Source organism: Mycobacterium appelbergii, assembly GCF_032883035.1.
Classification (GTDB): domain Bacteria; phylum Actinomycetota; class Actinomycetes; order Mycobacteriales; family Mycobacteriaceae; genus Mycobacterium; species Mycobacterium appelbergii.
In genome coordinates this window covers 1-20,481 of sequence record NZ_JAMQTH010000021.1, presented here as the reverse complement: position 1 = coordinate 20,481, position 20,481 = coordinate 1, and the positions used below count along the sequence as shown (strand labels likewise).

Genomic DNA, 20,481 nt, shown 5'->3' with positions numbered 1-20,481 from the left:
ACTGAATCCTGACGCTACTCTGACGCCGAGACCGATTCCCTGGCCGGTGTTCCGGCCACGGCGCGGTGTTCCCGCAGTACCCTGGCGATCTCGATGGCGTCCCCCTCGGGAGCCGTCGACTTTTGGTACGGCTTGGCGATGACCATGTAGATCAGGCCTACAGCGGCCACGACGATGAACCCGGTGAGCGCGATCCAGCGATCGAAGAAGTGCAGGCTGGGATCGCCGTTGGGGCGGGCCAGCACGATCATAGACAGCACCCCGTAGAGGAGCGCTCCGATGCTGACCGGCCAGCCCCACTTACCCAGGGTCCAGCTGCCGCCGGGGTTCCAACCCTTGGCACGGGCCCGCAGGGACGCGAACACCACCATCTGGAAGGCGAAGTAGCCGGCCAGCATCTGGAAGGCGGCCACCCGGAACAACGCATCGGGCAGGAAGTACAACAGCACGAACAGGCAGATCGGCACGAACGCCACCGCGATGATCGAGTTGACGGGAACCTTTCGGCCCGAGATCTTCTTGAAGATCGCACTACCGGGGAACATGTCGTCGCGGGCGAAGGAGAAGATCAGCCGGCTCCCTGCGGCCTGCTGACCCATGACGCATGCCAGGAACGAGGTGAGCGCAATGACCAGGAAGATCTTGGTCCCGACCGGCCCGAAATTGTCGAGCAGAATCGCTGTGATCGGGTTGGCCACTTCACCATTGACGATCGGCTGAAGATTCGGAGCGGCCAGGATATAGCCGATGAACGCGAACAACGCTGCGATTCCACCGAGGATGACCGTGAGCATCATCGAGCGCGGGATCGTCCGGCTCGGGTTCGGGGTCTCCTCTGCGACTTCGCCGCACGCCTCGAAGCCGTAGTACAGGACCAGCCCGATGATGGCCGCGGTCGCGAACGCGCTCATGTAGTCGCCGTTGTTACCAGTGCCCATGGTGTCGAACAACACCGAGAAACTGTTCTCGCGGGAGAAGATCAGCAGGTACAGGCCGACCACGACGATACCGGCGACCTCGGCTGCCAGGCCGACCTTGGCGATGGTCGCCAGCATCTTCGAGCCAGTGGCGTTGAGCACCAGACAGATCAACACCAACACCGTGGCAATGAGCAGCTTCTGCAACGGGGTGGAAGAGATGCTGGAGTCCGAATTGAACAGCGCCAGCACGAAATCTGCACTGAACATCGCGGTGGTGGTGCATCCGACGATGATGCCTGCGATGTAAATCCACGACATGATCCAGGCGTAGGGCCCGTTCCACAGTCGACGTGCCCATTGATAGAGACCGCCGGCAATCGGGAACTGCGAGACGATTTCACCGAATACCATCGCAACCAACAGCTGGCCTGCGGCAGCGACCACCAGCCACAGGATGGACGGCGGACCCGCGGTGGTGAGCGCCTGGGTGAACATCGAGAGCACACCCACCATGGGTGACAGGTAGAGAAACCCGAGCGCGAAGTTTGACCAGGTACCGATCTTTCGCTCGAATTTCTCCTCGTATCCCAACGCCCGTAGATGGGCGTCGTCGCCGCTGAGCGGCTTACCCCCATTTGTCACTGTCATGCGGTCTCTCCTCGACTCAGGATTTGTGTCCATCGGCTGTGTGCGTGGCATCGGCAGGTCGCATCGATGCGGTGCGGTAATCCGGGCCCTGTGACTGCGGCCACACATGAATTCTGATGGACCGTACCTGGTGCAGGCAGACCCAATTCGTGCAAGGAACCGCAATTGGATTTCTCATTGCGGGTAGTCGTCAGACGCCGCGTTTCCCCATAAAACGACGGTAAAAGTGCAGTTCAGGGCATCTCTCGTCGAGCAGCCCAGGCGATGCCCTGTTTGGTCAACCTGCGCACGTCGGCGCCCGCGAGATCCTGCGGGCCGTGACCGATCGAGTGATAGAAGACACGACCCTCGCCCCACTGCCGCACCCAGGCGACTGGGCTCTTCAGCCCGTCCAGCCACGCGAAATGCTCTCCGTTGAACGTGGTTTCGGCCAGCACCACGTTGTTGGGATCGACGCTCATGTAGTACTGCTCGGAGGCCACCGGGAAGTCGTCGACTCCGCGGGTCACCTCGTGTTCGCGATCGACGATGCTCACCTCGTACGGCTGGGGGTAGCCCTCGCCGGCAGGATGCGCCAGGAAGTCACCGCCGAGCATCAGGTGGTAGCGCAAGCTGGACCGAAATGCTGCAGCCGCACCGTGCCAGGCGGCGATGCCGGTACCGGACTCGACGGCGGCCAGCAAATGATCTTCCTGTGAGTCCGACAGGTCTTCGGTGGTCAGTGCGTTGTTCCAGCCAAGAATGATCAGGTCGTAACCGGTGAGATCGCGGTCGAGGGTGAAGATGTCCTGGCACTCTTCGAGGTTGAAGCCGAGCTCACCTACCAGGCCACGGGTCCACTCAGCGATGTTGTAGGGGCTGTGGCCGGGCCATCCGCCGTACAGGTACAGAACATTTGTCATGCGCGAATATCTTTCTATGGATATGTGTCGTTCACCGCACTTGGTCCGACGAGGGACTCGGGTGCCAACAACTGGGCCACCCGTTCAGCGCTCAACAGTTCCTCTTGGACCACCAGGTCGGGGATCGTACGGCCGGTTTCCAACGCCGACTTGGCAATCCGGGCCGACGTGGCATAGCCGAGGTACGGGCTCAGCGCGGTGATGACACCGATGGAGTTGGTCACCGACTCGTACAGGCGCTCAGGGTTGGCGGTGATCCCGACAACGCACCGGTCAAGCAGCGTCCGGCAGGCCGCGTTCAGGTGGTTCAGCGACTGGAACAGGCAATGGGCGATGATCGGTTCAAACGCGTTGAGCTGCAATTGCCCTGCCTCCGCGGCCATGCTGATCGTGACATCGTTGCCGACGATCTCGAAGGCCACCTGGTTCACCGCCTCGGGGATCACCGGGTTCACCTTCCCCGGCATGATGCTTGAACCCGCTTGCACCGCAGGCAGGTTGATCTCGTTGAAGCCCGATCTGGGCCCTGACGACAACAGGCGCAGATCGTTGCAGATCTTCGACAACTTCAGCGCCGTGCGTTTGAGCACGCCCGATACCTGGACGAACGCGCCGACATCCTGCGTCGCCTCCACCAGATTACTTGCCGTGGAAAGTGGGAATCCGGTGATGTCGCCCAATTTTGCGCAGACCAGCGCGGCGTAGCGTGGATGTGCGTTGAGCCCGGTTCCGATGGCCGTACCGCCGAGGTTGATTTCCGCAACCAGCCGGGCCGCTTCCGACAGCCGGTCGGCGTCCTCGGTCAGCATCACCGCATAGGTGCTGAACTCCTGACCGAGTGTCATCGGGACGGCGTCCTGCAACTGGGTTCGGCCCATCTTCAGCACCGTCGAGAATTCTTCGGCCTTCCCCGCAAATGCGCCGGCCAGCTCGAGCAGGGTGGTCTGCAGGGCGGCGATCTGAACCTGCAGCGACACCTTTATCGCGGTGGGATAGACGTCGTTGGTGCTTTGGCTGCGGTTGACGTGTTCGAGTGGATGTAACCGCTCATAGTCGCCGCGGGCAGATCCCATCAGCTCCAGCGCACGGTTGGCGATCACCTCGTTGGCATTCATGTTCGTCGACGTTCCGGCGCCGCCCTGAATCACGTCGACGACGAACTGTTCGTGCAGCGCTCCGCCGCGGATCTCGATGCATGCCGCCGCAATCGCCTCAGCGCGTTCACGATCGAGGAGGCCGAGTTGATGATTGGTGTCCGCGGCAGCCAGCTTCACCGCGGCGAGTGCATCGACGAAGGACGGGTACCGCGACAGCGGAATACCCGAGATCGGAAAGTTCTGCAAGGCGCGCGCCGTATGGACACCGTAGTAGGCGGACGTCGGTACCTCACGCCGACCCAGAGAATCGTGCTCGTCGCGGACGGCTACCGCCATGTCAAACTCGGGCGGGCCATCGCAGCGCTGGGCAGGCCGTCGTAGAACCCTGGCGGGCCGTACGACGTCAGCTCCAGCTGCATCCCCCACGGGGTCTGGAAATAGAACCAGCGTTGACCGGCCACCGGTGCCGTGGGATCGACGTCGTTGGGGCCCTCTTGCACGACAACGCCCGGAATGGCCGCTACATACTCGTATCCGGCGTCGATGTCGTCGACGTAGAAGCCCAGGTGATGTCCGCCGATGTCACTGTTACGCGGCAGGGTCGTCTGCTGCTCAGGTGCGTCGTATTCGAACAACTCGACGTTGTGGTGTTTGCCGATGCGGATCATCGCAATCGTGCACCGCGCCGCGGGGTCCACGTTGAGCCGGCGTCTCATGCCGTCGGACTGCCCGTCGACGAACGGACCGTCTGTGTAGATCAGTTCGGCGCCGAAATGTTCGACGAAGAAGCTGACGGCCTGATCGAGGTCGGGAACGGTGTAGGCGACATGGTCCACCGCTCGTAGGGTCGGTACTTTCGGCTGATTGCGCTCACTCATCTGTTGTCCTTCTCTACGCTTCGCTGCGCACGCCCGGTGTCGCGGCAAGTTCGTCAGCGAACCGGTGGTTGCTCCAGTTCAACACATCCCCACCGTATTTCGCTGCGCGCACGTCGGCGGAGCGGGCGTGGCCCTCGAAGTTCTCCAGCCGGGCGGCACGTCCGCAGATGCGACCGAGGTCGGCGCTGGACTCCGCACTGGTGATCTCCTGATAGGTGACCGTCTTGAGGAACTTACCCACCCACAGGCCCCCGGTGTAGCGGGCGGCCCCGAGGGTGGGTAGTACGTGATTGGTGCCGATTACCTTGTCGCCGAACGACACACAGGTTTTCTCACCTAGGAACAACGCACCGTAGTCGCGCATCGCGCTCAAGGCGCGACGGGGTTCGGCAGTAAGAATCTGGACATGCTCACTCGCGAACTGATCCCCGATCGCGAACGCGTCTTCGAGGCTGTCGACGAGGTGGACTTCACCGTGGTTCTCCCAGGACACCTCGGCAACCGCCCCGGTCGGCAGGTTCTGCAACTGGCGCGACACCTCGACAATCGTCGCCCGCCCCACCCGCTCCGACGTCGTCACCAGCACGCACGGCGAGTCCAGCCCGTGCTCAGCCTGGCTCAACAGGTCTGCGGCGACCACGAACGGATCAGCCGTGTCGTCGGCGATGATCAGCACTTCGGTCGGGCCGGCGAACAGATCGATGCCGACCTCCCCGAACAGCTGCCGCTTGGCCTCGGCGACGTAGGCGTTACCAGGACCCGTCAGCAGGTTCACCGGCGAAATGGTCTCGGTTCCCAGCGCCAGGGCGCCGATCGCCTGCACACCGCCCAGTACGTAGATCTCGTCGGCGCCGGCCAAATGCATCGCCGCGACGCTGATCGACGGTGGGGTACCCGCATTGGGCGGCGTGGTGGCCGCCACCCGTTCGACTCCGGCGACCTTCGCGGTGACCACGGTCATGTGGGCCGACGCCGTCAACGGATACCGTCCGCCCGGCACATAGGCGCCCGAGGCCGCGACCGGCACGTGCTTGTGTCCCAGCCGCACACCCGGCAGTGTCTCGATCTCGATGTCGAGCATCGCGTCACGTTGGGCTTGAGCGAAGTTGCGGACCTGCTGCTGCACGAACGACAGGTCTTCGATCACCGTGCCGGGCAGATCAGCCATGATCTTGGCGATCTGGTCCTCCGTGATCCGAAAGCCCCCCGGTGCCCAGCCGTCGAACTGCTGGGAGTACCTGCGCACCGCTGCGTCACCGTCGGTGCGAATGTCATGAAGAACATTGGCGACGGTTTCGACGACTTTGGTGTTGCTCTTGTGCGGTGTGCCGACCTGCGCGGTAGACGCTTTGAGAATGACCGACACCGAATCTCTCCTTGAACTGAGCTGCTGTGGTTGTGATTCCAGTCTTGGGCTCATCGGATCGGGGCGGCAGACCCACGATGTGCAAAAGATCGGAAAAACTCTGCACAGTCATGCCAATATGTTGGGTCAACGTCGTCCGGGCGCCACCACCGCCGCCGCCGCGGCACCGGCGAGGACCGCACACAATGGCACTACGAACGCGGCGTTGAGCGAGCTGGCTTCGCCGATCCATCCGATCACTGCCGGTCCGGCCAGGATCGCGAGGTACCCGACACCGACGACCCGGGACAGCACACGACCGGCGGCACCGTCGAGGTTTCCTGCGGCGGTGAAAACCTGCGGGACCCCGCCGGAAAGCCCCACTCCGAACAGGATCCACCCGAGCAGGCTGACCTGTAGATTCGGCGCGACGATCACGGTCGCGACACCCACAGCTGCCAGCAGGCACCCCCACCGGAGCACCGCAACTGGACCCAGCCGCTGCGCGAGGCGGTCGATGACGAACCGGCTGACTGTCATCGCGGTGACAAACGCGCCAAACGCCATGGTGCCCAATGCCGGTGACGCATCCCAGTGCTGTTGGGCGTGCACGCTGGCCCAGTCCATCGCCGAACCCTCTGAGAGCAGCAACAGGAATGCCAACACGCCGAGGATCAGGACGCGACCCCGCGCCGGACGTCCGGCCTGCGGCGACGCGCCCGGACCAGGCGCCGGGTCGACCCGGCCGCGCAGCATCAACCGGGCGGAACCGACGAGCCCGACGCAGCCGGCACTCACCGTGGCCACCGCAGCCAGAACGGGGACGTCGGCTGCGTAACCGGCCGCCCCCAGCAGTGATCCGATGACCGTGCCGACGGAGAACACCGCGTGAAACGACGCCATGATCGGCCGGCCGTAGTCGCGTTCGATACTGACGGCCGCCGCATTCATCGAAACGTCGGCACTGCCGGTCGCGAAGCCGAACACCAATGCGCCCAGACCCACGTGCAGCGGAGTGGTCATCGCGAGTGGGGCGACAACCGCCAGTGCCATGGCAGCACCGGCAACGGCGGCCACGGGCGCGGTACCGAACTTGTCGGTGAGCGGTCCGCACAGCTGCATCCCACCCAGTGCTCCGACGCCCACGACGAACAACACCGTGCCCAACCCCGACGTCGACAACCCGCTCGCCCGTTGCAACGCCGGGAGGTGCACTGCCCAGGTGGCGAGCACGATCCCGAACGATACGAACAGCGCGAACACCGCCAACCGGCCGCGCACGGGTCGATGCTCGTCGGTGTGGGTCACCCCGTGGTGGCAGCGATACGTCGCGCGGCCCGCTCACCTTCGTGGACCGCTTCCAGCATGGTGCGACTGGCGATCGCATCACCGATCCGCTCCACGACCACACCGCGGTTCTTCAGCGCGAAGTACAGGTCCGTCACGGGACGGTGCCAGCCGGCCAGAATGACGGTGTCGACGTTGCCGATGGTGGCGGGAACCGTCTTCTCGGTGATGTGAACGGTGCCTGCATCGATTGCGGTCACGGTGGTGAACGGGTGAGTCGTCATGCCGGACCGATGGATTCGCGGCACCGCAAGGTTCGCACTGAACGGTCCGAGCTTGGCGCCGATATACGGTAGCGGCGTCACGAACTCGACGTCGTGGCCGGTGTCGGTCAGCTGTAGCGCCAGACCGATGCCCTTCCAACCACCCTCGCCGTCATCGACGATCACCACCCGATGACCGACGGGCGCGTTCTCCTCGAGCACATCCCAGACCGACAGCACATGGTCCTGGTCGAGGCCGGGTGTGCAGGTGATGCCCTGCGCGAGATTGCCGACGATATCGGTTCCGGGGGCCGATCCGGTGGCCACCACGATGTGGTCCGGATCCAGCGCCAGCACCTCGTCGGCGGTCGGTGACCACCCGAGCCGCACATCCACGCCGTGCTTCGCGACCATCACGTCGAGATGGTCGATGACTCCGGCGATCTCGCCACGTCCCTCGATCTTTGCGGCGATGCGCAGCTGGCCGCCGGTGCGGGTTCGACGCTCGATGAGGATGACCTCATGCCCCTGCCGTGCAGCGATCTCTGCGGCCTTCATACCGGCGGGACCCGCCCCGATCACCACCACTCGGCGCCGAGTGGCCGACTGTGACAGGGTGCCGATCCCGAGTTCCTGCTCATAACCGGCGGCAGGATTGTGCACGCAGGACGAATGCGTGACCGCGAACAGCCGGTCGATACATCCCTGGTTGCAGCCGATGCAGCGACGGATCTCATCGAGCCGGCCCTGCCGCATCTTGTTGACGGTCTCCGGATCGGCGATCTGCTGACGCGTCATCGCGACCATGTCGGCATGCCCGAGGTGCAGGATGTCCGCGGCGTCCATCGGATCGTTGATCCGGCCCACTGCGATCACCGGGATGTCGACGACCGACTTGACCGCGGCCGCAAGGCCTTCCCAGATCCGCTTGGGGTGCTGCATGTCTGGCACATTCTGGTGCGCTGCGAGATAGGTGGCGGCTTTGACGCAGATGTAGTCGATCTTGCCGGTCGCGGCGATCGCCTGCGCGATCTGCTGCGCATCGCCGGTCTGCAGGCCACCGGGACTGAAGTCGTGGCCCTGCAGATTTATTCCAACCAGGAAATCGGGGCCGACCTCGGCACGCACGGCGTCGATGACCCGCATCACGATGCGCATCCGATTCTCCAGAGAACCGCCGTACTCGTCGCCGCGGTGATTGGAGAACGGCGAGAGGAACGATGCCAGCAGATAACCGCCGTAGCCGGAATGGATCTCGACGCCGTCCATGCCACCCTGTTTGGCATGCCGCGCGCCGACGGCATGGGCTTCGACGATCTCGTCGATGTCCTCGCTCTCCATGGCCTTTGGCATTTCCAGGTTGAACGGGCATGGGGTGTTTGACGGTCCCCACAGAGCGCGTTCAGTGAATGTCGAATGTCCCTGCCGTCCACCGTGTCCGAGCTGCATGACGATACGTGCGCCGTATTCGTGTACGGCGGCGCTGATCTTGCGTAATCCCGGCACGATTTCGGGCAGCCAGGCGCGTGGCTCACCGGGTACGTCCTGTGAGGTGGGGTGAATCTGTGGGAACGCCATACCGATCAGCCCGGCGCCGCCGATCGCGCGTTCCCGGTAGTAGGCGACGTGCTGGTCGGTGGGGAGGTAGTCCTTGGCCATGCCGGTGCCGTGGCCGGTCATGACCACCCGGTTGCGGACCTCGACGTTGCCGAGGGTGATCGGCTCGAACAACGGGGCGAGAATGGGATCGGTGCTGAGTTCGGAAGGCACGGTGGATGTCACTGCTTGTTCTCCTAGATCAGGGCGCCGGAACGGCCTAGACGGAGCGACAGGGCAGCTGCGGTGATCGCGGGATTGACCGCTGCCGAGGACGGGAACGTGGAAGTGTCGGCGATCCACAGGTTGTCGAGGTCGTGGGCACGCAGATCGGCGTCGACGACACTGGTGGCCGGATCGTTGCCCATGACCGCGGTGCCGCACTGGTGGGAGGTGGCCTCGACTCCGAGGCTGCGGGTGAGGACCACGGGGAACCCGGCCTTGCGGACCACCTTCTTCATTTTCGCGATCAGCTCGTGGTGCGCTGCGAGGTTGGTCTCGCGTCGCGACAGTTCGATCCGGCCCGCGGCGTTCAGCGTCACCCGGTTCTCCGGCAATGGCAGGTCTTCGGTCTGGATGAACAGGTCGAGGGTGTACTTGGTGACCTCGTCGAGGATCGGCATCGGGACCCGCGGCTGCCCCATCTTCGCCTGCGGCCCACGGAGTTTACCGAGGCCCTGGACATTGCCGAGCGGGTACTTGTTCGACGGCCCGGCCATGTACCAGTCGTTGATGCCGATCGTCTTCTGGTAGACAGCCTCGTTCTTGCGTCGCGGATCGATGGCGAGAAAGAAGGTGGTGATGTGCGCCATGTAGTTGCGGCCCACCTGATCCGAGGAGTTCGCGAGCCCGCGTGGATGTTTCTGCGACGCTGACCGCAGCAGCAGCGCCGCGGTGTTGACGGCCCCGCAGGCGACGACGAAACGCTTCGCCCGCACCTGGATCGGGCGGCCCCGGTGCTGGATCTGCGCGGTGGTGACCCGGCGACCGTCGGCGTCGGTGTCCAGCCGCGTCACTTCGGCATTGGTCAGTAACCGGACATTGCCCGACTCTGCCTGCAACGCCGGACGCACCGCGGCGACATCGGCGTCTCCCTTGGCATCCACCAGGCAGGCGAAAGAGTCGCACGTGTAGCACAGAACGCACCCGCCGCCGGGGCGGCGGTCCAGTGCCTGCGGTGCCGAGAAGGGGTGGAGCCCCTGCCTTTTCGCACTTTCCACCAGTCGCGCCATCGCCCCTTCGTGCGGCACACCCGGGAACGGATAGTCGGTGGAACGCCACGGGTCGGTGGGGTCCTCCCCCTTGTTACTGTGCACCCAGAACTGTTGCTCGGCTTCGCCATAGAACGGTTCGAGGTCGGCGTAGCTGATCGGCCAGGCCGGCGACACCCCGTCCACGTGCTCGATGGTGTCGAAGTCGCACTCCCGGAACCGCGGCAAGGTGGCGCCGTACAGCTTGGTGCTGCCACCGACGAAGTGGTAGTTGCCGGGTACGAAGTTGTTCCCGGTCGTCGCGTCGTACCACGGCGCGGAGTTCTTGTACCGGCCGTGCGTGTGGACGGCGTCGAACGACCAGTTCTCCCGCTCACTCGGCAGGAAGTCGCCCTGTTCGATGATCAGTACCTGGGCGCCGGAGTCACGCAGGGCGTAGGCCAGGGTGCCGCCACCCATGCCGGAGCCGATGATCGCGACATCGGTCTCAAGGATCTCGGGTGGTTCGGCGACGACCTGGGAATGCACGGCTGCCACGGGAATGGCCATGTGAAGACAGCTCCTCTGGGCTGAGAGGATGAAAAGGGCTTGTCGCCTGGCGACACAGTCAAAGCTAGAACCGCCCGTGAACTTCCGCGAGGCCCAGTCTGCGCAACCCTGTCAGGCTTCAGTGCGCATAGTGTGCAACGGTGTCGGTCAGCGCCGATTCAATGCCGGTTCAGTGCTGGTTCAGTGCTGGTCCTGGCGTTGCAGCAGATCATGCCCGCGCACCGCGAAGATCAGGGCCTGCCGGGTATCCGGGTCATCAAGAGACCGTCCGAGCAGACTCGTGATGCGTTCCAGCCGGTAGTACAAGGTCCGCCGCTGCACGAACAGGGCTTGAGCCGCCTGCGATTTGTTGCCGTCACAGGACAGGTAGGTCCGCAGAGTCGGCAGCAGCGGGTTCGTCGCCTTGGCATCGTGTTTGAGGATCGGACTCAGCTCGTCCTCTATGTAACGGGCCAGTTCAGGACCGCCGGCCAGCGATGCCAACAGCCGCAGCACGCCCAGGTCGTCGAACCGGTGCACCTGCTTGTCGGGGCGCGCGGCCGCGACCGAGGCCGCACTACGTGCCTGTTCGACGGCGGCGGACAGCTGGCTCGCGCTGACCGGCCTGCTGATCCCGGCCCGCACGTTCAACGCCGTCAACCGTTCGACGACCTGCTTCTCCGAGCTGGTCCTGGACAGGCCCATGATCGCCAGCGTGTGCTCACCGAGGTCGGCGACGACCGCGGGAACGTGCAGGGTGCGACACAACTCCTCGATCGCCTCGTCGCTGGTGTTTCCCGCCGGGTTCTCCCGGCACACGAACACGGCCAGCAGCGCGCGGTCACGCAGGTCGCGCCCGATCCGTAACGCCCGGCCGACAAATGCGTCGCCGGTGATGTCGCCGAGCAGCAGCCTGCTGACCAGCGCATTTTGCCGCTGCGCCGACCTGGCGCCACTCTCACGCGCGCCCAGGAGCGCGATGGCGATGCCGTCGGTGGCGCGGTCTACGGCATAGGCGGCGGTGCCCACCACCGCGGTGCCCCCGTGCAGCACATGCAGCCATCCCCAACGCTCGCCCCGCAGCACGACAGCGCGGCGGGTGCAGTTGTGGGCCTCGTTGACATTGCCGTCGGTCGTCACCGAATCGTGGTCGATCCGCGAGTGGTGCTCCCATTCGGTGAGCACCTCGTCGCCGGCAGGGGTGCCGCCGGAATACGCGATGACCTGGCGGGTTGCGTCCTCCAAGACGACGGGATGATCGACCTCGGCGCTCAACGCATCGGTGAACAGCGCCGGATCGCCGCCGGCCAGCAACAACTGCATGAAGCTGGCGTTGAGTCGTTCGTAAGCGCTCAGATCGAGCACTCGCTGATCGACGATCGATTCGTGTACTTGCGCGGACACCTCGACGAACGGCAACTCACCATCGAGGCCCACCAGCGGAAACCCGCGGCCCCTGGCGGCTTCGATCAGCGCGTCGGGCATCGTGTCGAAGGTACGGCCGCTCAGTTCGATGATCAGCACCGCGGCGCCGGCATCGGCGATCTGTGTGATGTACTCGCGTTGCCGCTCGGCTGTCGATCCGATGCCCAGCCCGGCGGTCAGCAACATCTCACCCCCGCTGAGAAACTTTGCTATATCAGGGATTTCAGTCGGGTGAACCCACCGGATGGCGCGGCCGAGATTTTCCACACCAGCGTAGATTTCCAATGGCACGCGGGTGAACACTTCGAGGTCGAGCGCGGCCCGGACCGTCATCACCATGAACGTCACCAACCCTTTGTGATCACTTTGTGCAGAATAAATCCCACCTACTGCGCAGATCGAGTCTACGAGATCTGGATCACCCTGAGCAGACTGGTCGCAAGGTCACACAGCTCTCTCCCCTGAACCGAAAGGACATCTCATGCCGAGGCTCAACGGCGGTCAGGTCATCGCCCGCATCCTGAAGGAGTACGGGGTCCCGTATGCGGCGGGCATTCCCGGGCACGGCATCTGGGGTCTGATGGACGCGTTCAACGAGGACGAATCCAGGATTCCTTTCATCCAGACCTACCACGAGCAGAGTGCGGTACACCTGGCCGACGGCTACTACCGCGTGTCCGGTAAACCGATGTGCGCGGTCACCTCGATCGGTGCCGGCGCCTCCAACACCGTCCTCGGCCTGGCCACCGCGTACAGCGATTCGACCAGCGTGCTGGTGATCACCGGCGGACCGCCCCGACACATGCGTGGGCGCGGTGTCCTGCAGGAGTTGGAACGCCAGAAGGACAATGGCTTTCCGCAGGTGGCCGAGGCGGTGTCCAAGCGCAGCTGGGTGGCCAACAGCATCGAGGATCTCCCGTTCATCATGCATCGGGCATTCTCGACCATGCTGACCGGACGCCGGGGCCCGGCGCACATCGAGGTGCCGTGGGACCTACACGCCGAGACCGCGGAGGTGAACTTCCACGACCTGGCCCGGCGCCTGCCTGTCGGCCTGCAGTATCCGGACCCTGAGGCGATCGGCCGGGCGGTCGATCTGCTCGCCACGGCGAAGCGACCCGTGATCGTCGTCGGCGGAGGTGCGATCAGTGCGTATGCCACCGACGAGGTGCGCGCACTGGCCGAGGGCTTCGACATTCCGGTGGTCACAACCTGGAACGGCAAGAGCGCCTTCCCTGAGGACCACGACCTGTTCGTCGGCAGCGTCGGACAGACCGGCACCATCCACGGCAACTACCTGGCCGCCAACGCCGATGTTGTGGTCTCCATCGGCTGCCGGTTCACCGACTGGTCGGCGTCGAGCTACGCCCAGGGCCAGTCATTCTCGTTCCCGCCGGCCAAGCTCATCCACATCGACATCGACCCGCATGAGATCGGCAAGATCTACCCCGCCGAGGTCGGCATCCTCGCCGACGCCAAGCCCGCGGTGGCCGCGATCGTGGACTCGCTGCCCGCGAAAGCCGAGCGCAGCGAGTACCTCGCGGAGGTCGCCGAGCGGAAAGCCAACTGGGAGAACGAGCTTTCCTCTCGCCGCGACAACGACCGCTTCCCGTTCACCCTGCAGCGACCACTCGCGGCCCTTCGCCAGGTGATGGACCGCAGCGGCATCGTGCTGGTCGGCTCGGGCAACACGCAGGGCGCGGTCAAGCAGACTTTCCCGGTCTACGAGCCCCGCACTCACCTCACCACCGGGGGCTTCTCCTCGATGGGCTGGCCGGTGCCCGCCGCGCTCGGTGCGAAGTTGGCCGCACCGGATCGTCAGGTCGCCAGCATCACCGGCGACGGCGACTTCCTGATGACCGCACAGGAGATCGGCGTCGCGATCCAGCACAACATCCCGGTGGTGTTCATCGTGCAGGACAATTCCGGCTACATCTCGATCCGCGGCGGCCAGCGCAACGCCACTGACCGGATCATCGGCACGGAATTCAATCGGCCCGATGGCAGTCCGTACAGCCCCAGCTTCAAGGACCTCGGTAAGTCGTTCGGCCTTGAGTCGTTCCGGGTGGAAAACGCCGCCGACCTCGAGCCCACCTTCAAGCGGGCCTTCGATGCGCAGGCGCCGGTCCTGGTCGAGGTGCCCACCGACCGGGACCTGGCCAGCCCATTCGTCCCCGGCTGGCTGGACTTCCCGCCCCTGCCGCACATCACCGACGAGCGTGCCGACGAGTACCGGACACTGCGCTCGCGCGAGCAACACCAATAGCACTTCGTCACAAGCTGATTCAGCCCGGTCCCATCACCGAGGAGTACATCCATGCCCAGATTGGACGGAAAGGTGGCGCTGATCACCGGCGCCGCTCGTGGCCAGGGCCGCTCGCACGCCCTGAGGCTGGCCGAGGAGGGGGCCGACATCATCGCGCTCGACATCTGCGCGCAGATCGATACCGTCCCCTATCCGATGGCTGATTCCGACGATCTCGTCACCACCGTCGATCTGGTGAAAAGCCGGGGGCGACGCATCGCGGCCGCCGAGGTCGATGTCCGTGATCTCGCCGCACTCGAAGCTGCTGTCAGCGACTGTGTTTCACAGTTGGGCCGGCTCGATATCGTAGTGGCCAATGCCGGAACCCTGAACGACACCGCGCCGCTGTGGGAGCTGTCCGAGCAGCAATTTCAGGATCAGATCGATGTGAACCTCACCGGGGTGTGGAAGACCGTCAAAGCCACCGTGCCGACGCTGCTGCAGCAGGATGAGGGCGGCGCGATCATCCTGATCAGCTCGATCTCCGGACTGACCGTCGAACTCAACGTCGGTCACTATGCCGCATCCAAACACGGCGTTAACGGTTTGATGCGCACACTGTCGGGTGAACTTGCGCCGTACGGGATCAGGGTGAACTCGATCAACCCGACGAATGTGAACACATTGATGATCAACAATCCTCGCTACAACCGGCTGTTCGCAGGGGGCAAGGACGGCGCCTCGCAGGAGGATGCGCTGCCCGCGTTGACCGCGATGCACGCACTACCGATTCCGTTCCTCGATCCCGTCGACGTGAGCAACGCGGTCCTGTATCTGGCCGGCGAGGACGGCCGCTACATCACCGGAACCGCACACATCATCGATGCCGGCGCCATGAACCCGTTCAAGGCGCCGCACCCGCCCGCCGAATACGCCACCCGACGAGGTGAGCAGGTGCCCTCTAAACTCACCTGATCATGGCCTACATCCTGCAGCTCGACTCCTCCGCCGACCTCAGCTCGTCGACATCGCGTCTGCTCACCGACGAGGTCGTACAGCGTTGGGCTGCAGCTGGTCCCGATCGCGAAGTTCGCCGACGTGACCTGCACACCGATCTACTACCGCATCTGTCCACGAACCACCTCCACTTCAGCGACTCACGGCGCCCCACGGACGGCATCAGCCCGGCACCCGAAGCGCTTCGGCTCCAAGAGGAGCTGATCAGTGAACTCAGCGCTGCCGCAGGGATTGTGATCGGCGCACCGATGTACAACTTCTCGATGCCGTCCACGCTCAAGGCTTGGCTGGACCATGTGCATGTCATCGGCACCACATCTCCGTCCGACGAGGGCATCGCTCCGCTGCGGGCAAAGCCGGTGATCGTCGTATCCGCCCGGGCAACACCGACCGGAACCGACCCGCGAACCGACTTCGTCCTCGGCCCGTTGTTCACCATTCTGGGGGATTTCATGGCCATGAACGTCCACGGCTTCGTCGTCCACACCGAACCGCCTGCCGCTCCGGGAGACTTCCATCGCCCGCTCGGGCTGGTCCGCGACGAGCTTTTCGCGTCGGTCGACAGTTGGGACGGCCCGTAACCGTCAGGACGGCGTGGGCGCGTCCTCGCGGATCAATTGAGCGGCGCGCAGATCATCCCACAGTTGTTGTGGCACAGCTGTTTCAAACAGGTCGGCGTTGCGCTGCTGTTGATCCGCATTACGGGCTCCGATGCAGATACTGCTCACCGCAGGGTGGGCGTATGCGAACTGCAGCGCAACCGCGGGCAGTTCGACTCGATATCGGCCGCAGATATCCTCCAGACGCTTCGCCTTGGACAGCACATCCCGCGGTGCGGGGCCGTAGTTGAAGCGTGCGCCGTCGATCGGACCCGTCGCGAGCACTCCGCTGTTGTAGACGCCGCCCAGGACCAGTCCGATGCCACGCTCCTCGCAGATCGGTAGCAGTGCATCGAGCGGATCCTGCTCCAGCAGGGTGTACCGGCCGGCGAGCAGGCACAGGTCGGAATCGGTCGCCTTCACGGCCTCGGTCATCACATCGGTTTCGTTGACGCCGAACCCGATGGCCGTCACCACCCCCTGGTCACGTAACGACTCCAAGGCCGGGAACGCGCTGACGATGGCCTGGCGGAGATATTCGGAGTGGGCATCGCCGTGGGTATAGCGGTCACAATCGTGGATGAACAGCATGTCGAACCGGTCGGTCAGCATCCGCTGCATACTTTGTTCCACTGCCCGCATCACGCCGTCGTAGGTGTAATCGTAGGTGGCGACAAAGGGCGGAATGTCCTGGTACTGGCCGTTGTTCGAGGGCGCGTTCATCGTCGGCGTGAGGACTCGACCGACTTTGGTCGAGAGCACCAACTCCGTACGGTCGTGGCCGCGCAACGCATGGCCTAGGCGATGTTCACTCAACCCGTTGCCGTATCCCGGTGCGGTGTCGAAATAGCGGACGCCCTGCGCCCATGCCTGAGAAACCATCTCGAAGGCCGCCGCGTCGGTGAACACCCCGTTGAAGTTCCCGATGGGGGCACCGCCATACCCCACTGCCGTGAAGGGCAGACCCGTACGCGCGTGCACTCTGATGTCGGTCACCTGCATGGTCCTGACAGTAATGACTGCACGACCGACCGAACCGACACAGATCGGGCAGGATCGGGAGCCGGTTTTGCACGTTGTGCGCAAGTCGGGTTGTATGGGAGCGATGGTGAGCCGCCCACCTCGAGGGCGGATAATGAGCTCCTATATGACTCAACCTGCCCATGCGCGGCACCGACTGGACCGCCGCGCAGCCCGTCGTGGGGCGCTGATCGCACGCCGCGTGGCCGTCGCCCTGGCCGCGGTATCCGTGCTGGCCGGGACCGGCATGGGCTGGGTCACCTACCGCGGTGTGCTCGATGGCATCACCACCTCCAACGCGCTCGACGGCGATCCCAGTTCGACGGGGGACACCGAGAACATCCTCATCATGGGGCTCGACAGCAGACTCGATCAGCACGGCAACCCACTGCCCCAGGACATCTATGAGGCACTGCACGCCGGCGACGAAACCGTGGGCGGCTACAACGCCAACGTGCTGATCGTGGTCCACCTGCCGGGCGACGGCAGCCCCGCCACCGCTTTCTCCATACCTCGCGACGACTACGTCGACCTGGCCGGCTGCGACGTCAGCCCGTGTAAAGGCAAGATCAAACAGGCCTACGGATTCGCCTATCAGAACACGATGGATTCCCTGGAATCCGACTCCGGCGACATGGTCGACCACGAACAGCAGGCCCGCGAAGCCGGCCGCAAGGCGCAGATCCGCACGGTGCGAAACCTATTGGGAATCCCGATCGATCACTTCGTCGAGGTCACCCTCGGCGCGTTCTTCCAGATCGCCCAGGCCGTCGCGCCGATCACCGTGTGCCTGAATGCCGACACGTCAGATCCCTACTCCGGAGCTGACTTTCGCCAGGGCGTCCAGGAGATCGACGCTGCCCAGGCGATGGCCTTCGTGCGGCAGCGACGCGACATCAATGACGAGAACTTCACCGACCTGGACCGCACCCGCCGCCAGCAGGCCTTCATCGCCGCGCTGGTCTCGGCGCTCGGTAAGAGTGGAGCGCTCAACAATCCCAGCACCCTGCGCAACCTGCTGGCGGTGACCAAGCAGAACGTCGCCCTCGACGCCGGTTTCGATCTGGCGAACTTCGCCCGCCGCGCCTCAGCGCTGACAGAGCACCCGCCGACGCTCTACACCCTGCCGATCCAGGAGTTCGGGCAGAACTACCTCGGCGAGGACATCAACATCATCGACGTGCCCACGATCCGCGCCATCGTGAAGGATCTGGTGTCGGATTCGGCGTCGTCGGCGCCGACCACCAAGGCCGCCGCGGCGGATCTCGACGGGCACGGCGCGATCCTCGACGTCATCAATGCGTCCACGTACACCGGTCTGGCCGCCCAACTGGAGACCACCTTCGCCGCCAACGGGTTCACCCCCGGGCAGATCGGTGATGCCGAGGCGCTGGCCGCCGTCACCACGATCGACTACGGGCCGGGAGCCGAGGCCGCCGCCGACGGGCTGGCCGACGATCTGGGGGTCACCGCCACCGCCTCCGAGCAGGTGGCCGCGGGCACGGTGCAGTTGACCATCGGCACCGACTTCCCAGGCGACGAATACCTCGACACCACCACGCTCGACGCCACCACGACGTCGGAGACCACCACCACGACCACCACGGCCAGCACCCCGGTCACTCCGGTGGCAGCCACCGCGACCGGGAGTTACACCCCGGCGCCGACCGACCTGACGCGGATGACGGCATCCGGTGTGCCGTGCGTGAAGTGAGCCGGCTACAGCGTCACCGTCACCTGCGTGCCGGCACCTGGCTGTGAACTGATGTGCATCTCACCGCCGGTCGCCTCCACGCGGACCAGCAGGGACGCCAGCCCGATGTGCCCCTCCGCCACCCGTTGGGTGACGATCGCCGGATCGAACCCGGCGCCGTCGTCGGCGATCTCGAGAACGATGCGGTCGCCCTGCCGGAACAACGTCACCCTGACCACCGTCGCCGCCGCGTGCTTGGCGATGTTGTTGAGCAACTCCCGCGCGGTGCGGTACAGCAGCGCCTGGGAGTCCGCCGGTCCGACCTCGTCGAGTTCGGCTTCGACGATGAAGTCCCCGCGACTGTCGTACTGACGCACCAATTCTCGGATCGCCTCGGTCAGACCGAGCTGGGCGAGCACCTGGGGATGCAATGCGGTCACCGTCGAACGCATTCCCGCGGCGGTCTCCTGCAACGCGGTGTGCACGATGTCCAGCCCCGGGTCGGGCACCCGCTCACGTACCTCATCGAGCACCAGTCGTGCGGCCAGCAGGGTCTGCAAGGGCTCGTCGTGCAGATGCTCGGCCAGTTCCCGGTTCTGCCGTTCCTCGGCACGCGCGGACTCCGAGACCAGTTGTCGCCGCATCTCCATAAGCGCCATGACGCGGTTCGACCTGCGGGTGAGAACGAAGCAGAGGGCGCTGGTGGCGGCTGCCAGCCACAGCAGGAACGCGAATTGGATGTACACCACTCTCGTCATCTCGACTGCGTCGTCCCGCATCGAGTAGACGACCCACGCCACGAGATAGCCGACGGCCGTGATGATTCCAAGGGCTGCCGTCAGCCTCGGGCGGTCCTGGAAAGCGACCGAGATCGGTAGCAGGAAGAACAACGGCAGCAGTGCCGCGGTCGCACCGCCGGATGCCACACACAGCGCCAGTACGGCCAGCACGTCGATGCTCGTCGAAACCCAGGCCGCCCACGGCGGCACCGGCTTACGCAGCACCATCACCAACCACACCAGCGCGGCGGCGGCATAGGCTCCCAGCACTACGCCATAGACCACCGGCAGCCAATGCACCACGTCGGCGGCGTAAACCCGCAGCACCATCAGGGCGACCAGGGGCAACCGCAGACAGGCCCAGACCCGGACGGGCTCGCTGGCAAGGTGATCAACGATCCGGGCCAGTGAATACATCACGCTGCGGGCATTTCCACGCCGACCATGCACTCACCTTTCCACAGCAACCGGTTCCCATGTCCCCTGATCGGGGGACACGCGATTCATCCGTTCCGTGGCCTGTTCGCCCGACATACACCGCGGTGTTGGCGCGGCACAGTTGTTGCTACCGGAAAGACCGGAACTTGAAAACCGAAACAAACACTCACAGAGGAGAATCCACATGAGCACTCAGATCATCCGCCGGTTCACCAGCTACCTGGCCGTCCCCGCCGTATCCGCCGGGATCCTCGGCGCCGCGGCAATCGGCCTGGCCGGCCTCGCAAATGCGGACACCACGCCGTCCAACACCAAAGCCAACCTCGCCTCGGTCTCCCAGTGCTGCAAGGCCGACCTTGCCTCGGTCTCCGACCCGACCGCCACCAAGGCGAATCTCGCCTCGGTCAAGCCCACCGGCAAGAAGGCCAACCTGGCCTCCGTCTCCGACCCTGCCGGCAAGAAAGCCAACCTCGCCTCGGTCTCCGACCCTGCCGGCAAGAAGGCCAAGAAGGCCTAGTGTCCTGAGTCATTAATTCTGATGCAGTAGTTGCCGATGCTGGTGAAGATTTGGTCGGCAGTCTTGGTCCAGA

The 20,481-nt window shown here is 64.6% G+C and carries 16 protein-coding genes; 5 read left to right on the top strand and 11 right to left on the bottom strand.

Annotation, left to right across the window (positions count from 1 at the left end; genetic code table 11):
* Positions 1-14 precede the first annotated feature (14 nt).
* From M1247_RS33870 to M1247_RS33830, 9 genes are all read right to left on the bottom strand, one after another.
* Positions 15-1,568 (bottom strand): APC family permease, encoded by a 1,554-nt coding sequence (locus M1247_RS33870; RefSeq protein WP_317160827.1) that lies wholly within the window; start codon positions 1,566-1,568, stop codon positions 15-17.
* A gap of 233 nt (positions 1,569-1,801) precedes the next feature.
* Complete coding sequence (locus tag M1247_RS33865; protein WP_317160826.1) at positions 1,802-2,470, bottom strand: ThuA domain-containing protein; 669 nt, start codon at positions 2,468-2,470, stop codon at positions 1,802-1,804.
* Between the two features lie 14 nt (positions 2,471-2,484).
* Entirely contained in the window at positions 2,485-3,903 is a 1,419-nt protein-coding gene (locus M1247_RS33860; protein ID WP_317160825.1) for an aspartate ammonia-lyase, read from the bottom strand.
* Positions 3,894-4,445, bottom strand: coding sequence for a VOC family protein (locus M1247_RS33855; RefSeq protein WP_317160824.1), 552 nt, complete (start codon positions 4,443-4,445; stop codon positions 3,894-3,896). The genes M1247_RS33860 and M1247_RS33855 overlap by 10 nt, the downstream gene beginning before the upstream one ends.
* A 13-nt stretch (positions 4,446-4,458) precedes the next feature.
* A complete protein-coding gene (gene hisD / locus M1247_RS33850; protein WP_317160823.1) occupies positions 4,459-5,811 on the bottom strand; it encodes a histidinol dehydrogenase in 1,353 nt (450 codons plus the stop codon).
* A gap of 126 nt (positions 5,812-5,937) precedes the next feature.
* Positions 5,938-7,098, bottom strand: coding sequence for an MFS transporter (locus M1247_RS33845; RefSeq protein ID WP_317160822.1), 1,161 nt, complete (start codon positions 7,096-7,098; stop codon positions 5,938-5,940).
* On the bottom strand, positions 7,095-9,122 hold the full coding sequence (locus M1247_RS33840; protein ID WP_317160821.1) for an oxidoreductase: 2,028 nt from the start codon (positions 9,120-9,122) through the stop codon (positions 7,095-7,097). The genes M1247_RS33845 and M1247_RS33840 overlap by 4 nt, the downstream gene beginning before the upstream one ends.
* Positions 9,123-9,133: 11 nt before the next feature.
* Positions 9,134-10,696 carry an FAD-dependent oxidoreductase gene (locus M1247_RS33835; RefSeq protein ID WP_317160820.1) on the bottom strand — a complete coding sequence of 521 codons (1,563 nt, stop codon included), beginning with the start codon at positions 10,694-10,696 and terminating at the stop codon, positions 9,134-9,136.
* A gap of 180 nt (positions 10,697-10,876) precedes the next feature.
* Entirely contained in the window at positions 10,877-12,439 is a 1,563-nt protein-coding gene (locus M1247_RS33830) for a PucR family transcriptional regulator (RefSeq protein WP_317160917.1), read from the bottom strand.
* 142 nt (positions 12,440-12,581) lie between these two features.
* Between M1247_RS33830 and M1247_RS33825 the strand changes: the two genes are divergently transcribed.
* The 3 genes from M1247_RS33825 to M1247_RS33815 are packed head-to-tail and all read left to right on the top strand — an operon-like array spanning position 12,582 to position 15,943.
* On the top strand, positions 12,582-14,366 hold the full coding sequence (locus tag M1247_RS33825; protein ID WP_317160819.1) for a thiamine pyrophosphate-binding protein: 1,785 nt from the start codon (positions 12,582-12,584) through the stop codon (positions 14,364-14,366).
* Positions 14,367-14,417: 51 nt separating this feature from the next.
* On the top strand, positions 14,418-15,320 hold the full coding sequence (locus M1247_RS33820; RefSeq protein WP_317160818.1) for a mycofactocin-coupled SDR family oxidoreductase: 903 nt from the start codon (positions 14,418-14,420) through the stop codon (positions 15,318-15,320).
* 2 nt (positions 15,321-15,322) lie between these two features.
* A complete protein-coding gene (locus tag M1247_RS33815) occupies positions 15,323-15,943 on the top strand; it encodes an NAD(P)H-dependent oxidoreductase (protein WP_317160817.1) in 621 nt (206 codons plus the stop codon).
* Positions 15,944-15,946: 3 nt separating this feature from the next.
* Here the strand turns inward: M1247_RS33815 and M1247_RS33810 are convergent, their stop codons facing one another.
* Positions 15,947-16,963: an aldo/keto reductase gene (locus tag M1247_RS33810; protein ID WP_317160816.1), complete on the bottom strand. Its 1,017-nt coding sequence runs from the start codon at positions 16,961-16,963 to the stop codon at positions 15,947-15,949.
* A 145-nt stretch (positions 16,964-17,108) separates the two neighbouring features.
* On the opposite strand from M1247_RS33810, the gene M1247_RS33805 reads away from it, so the two are divergent.
* A complete protein-coding gene (locus tag M1247_RS33805) occupies positions 17,109-18,695 on the top strand; it encodes an LCP family protein (protein ID WP_317160815.1) in 1,587 nt (528 codons plus the stop codon).
* Positions 18,696-18,700: 5 nt separating this feature from the next.
* Here the strand turns inward: M1247_RS33805 and M1247_RS33800 are convergent, their stop codons facing one another.
* Entirely contained in the window at positions 18,701-19,870 is a 1,170-nt protein-coding gene (locus tag M1247_RS33800) for a sensor histidine kinase (protein WP_317160916.1), read from the bottom strand.
* A gap of 205 nt (positions 19,871-20,075) precedes the next feature.
* On the opposite strand from M1247_RS33800, the gene M1247_RS33795 reads away from it, so the two are divergent.
* Entirely contained in the window at positions 20,076-20,408 is a 333-nt protein-coding gene (locus M1247_RS33795) for a hypothetical protein (RefSeq protein ID WP_317160814.1), read from the top strand.
* The last annotated feature ends 73 nt before the right edge of the window (positions 20,409-20,481 follow it).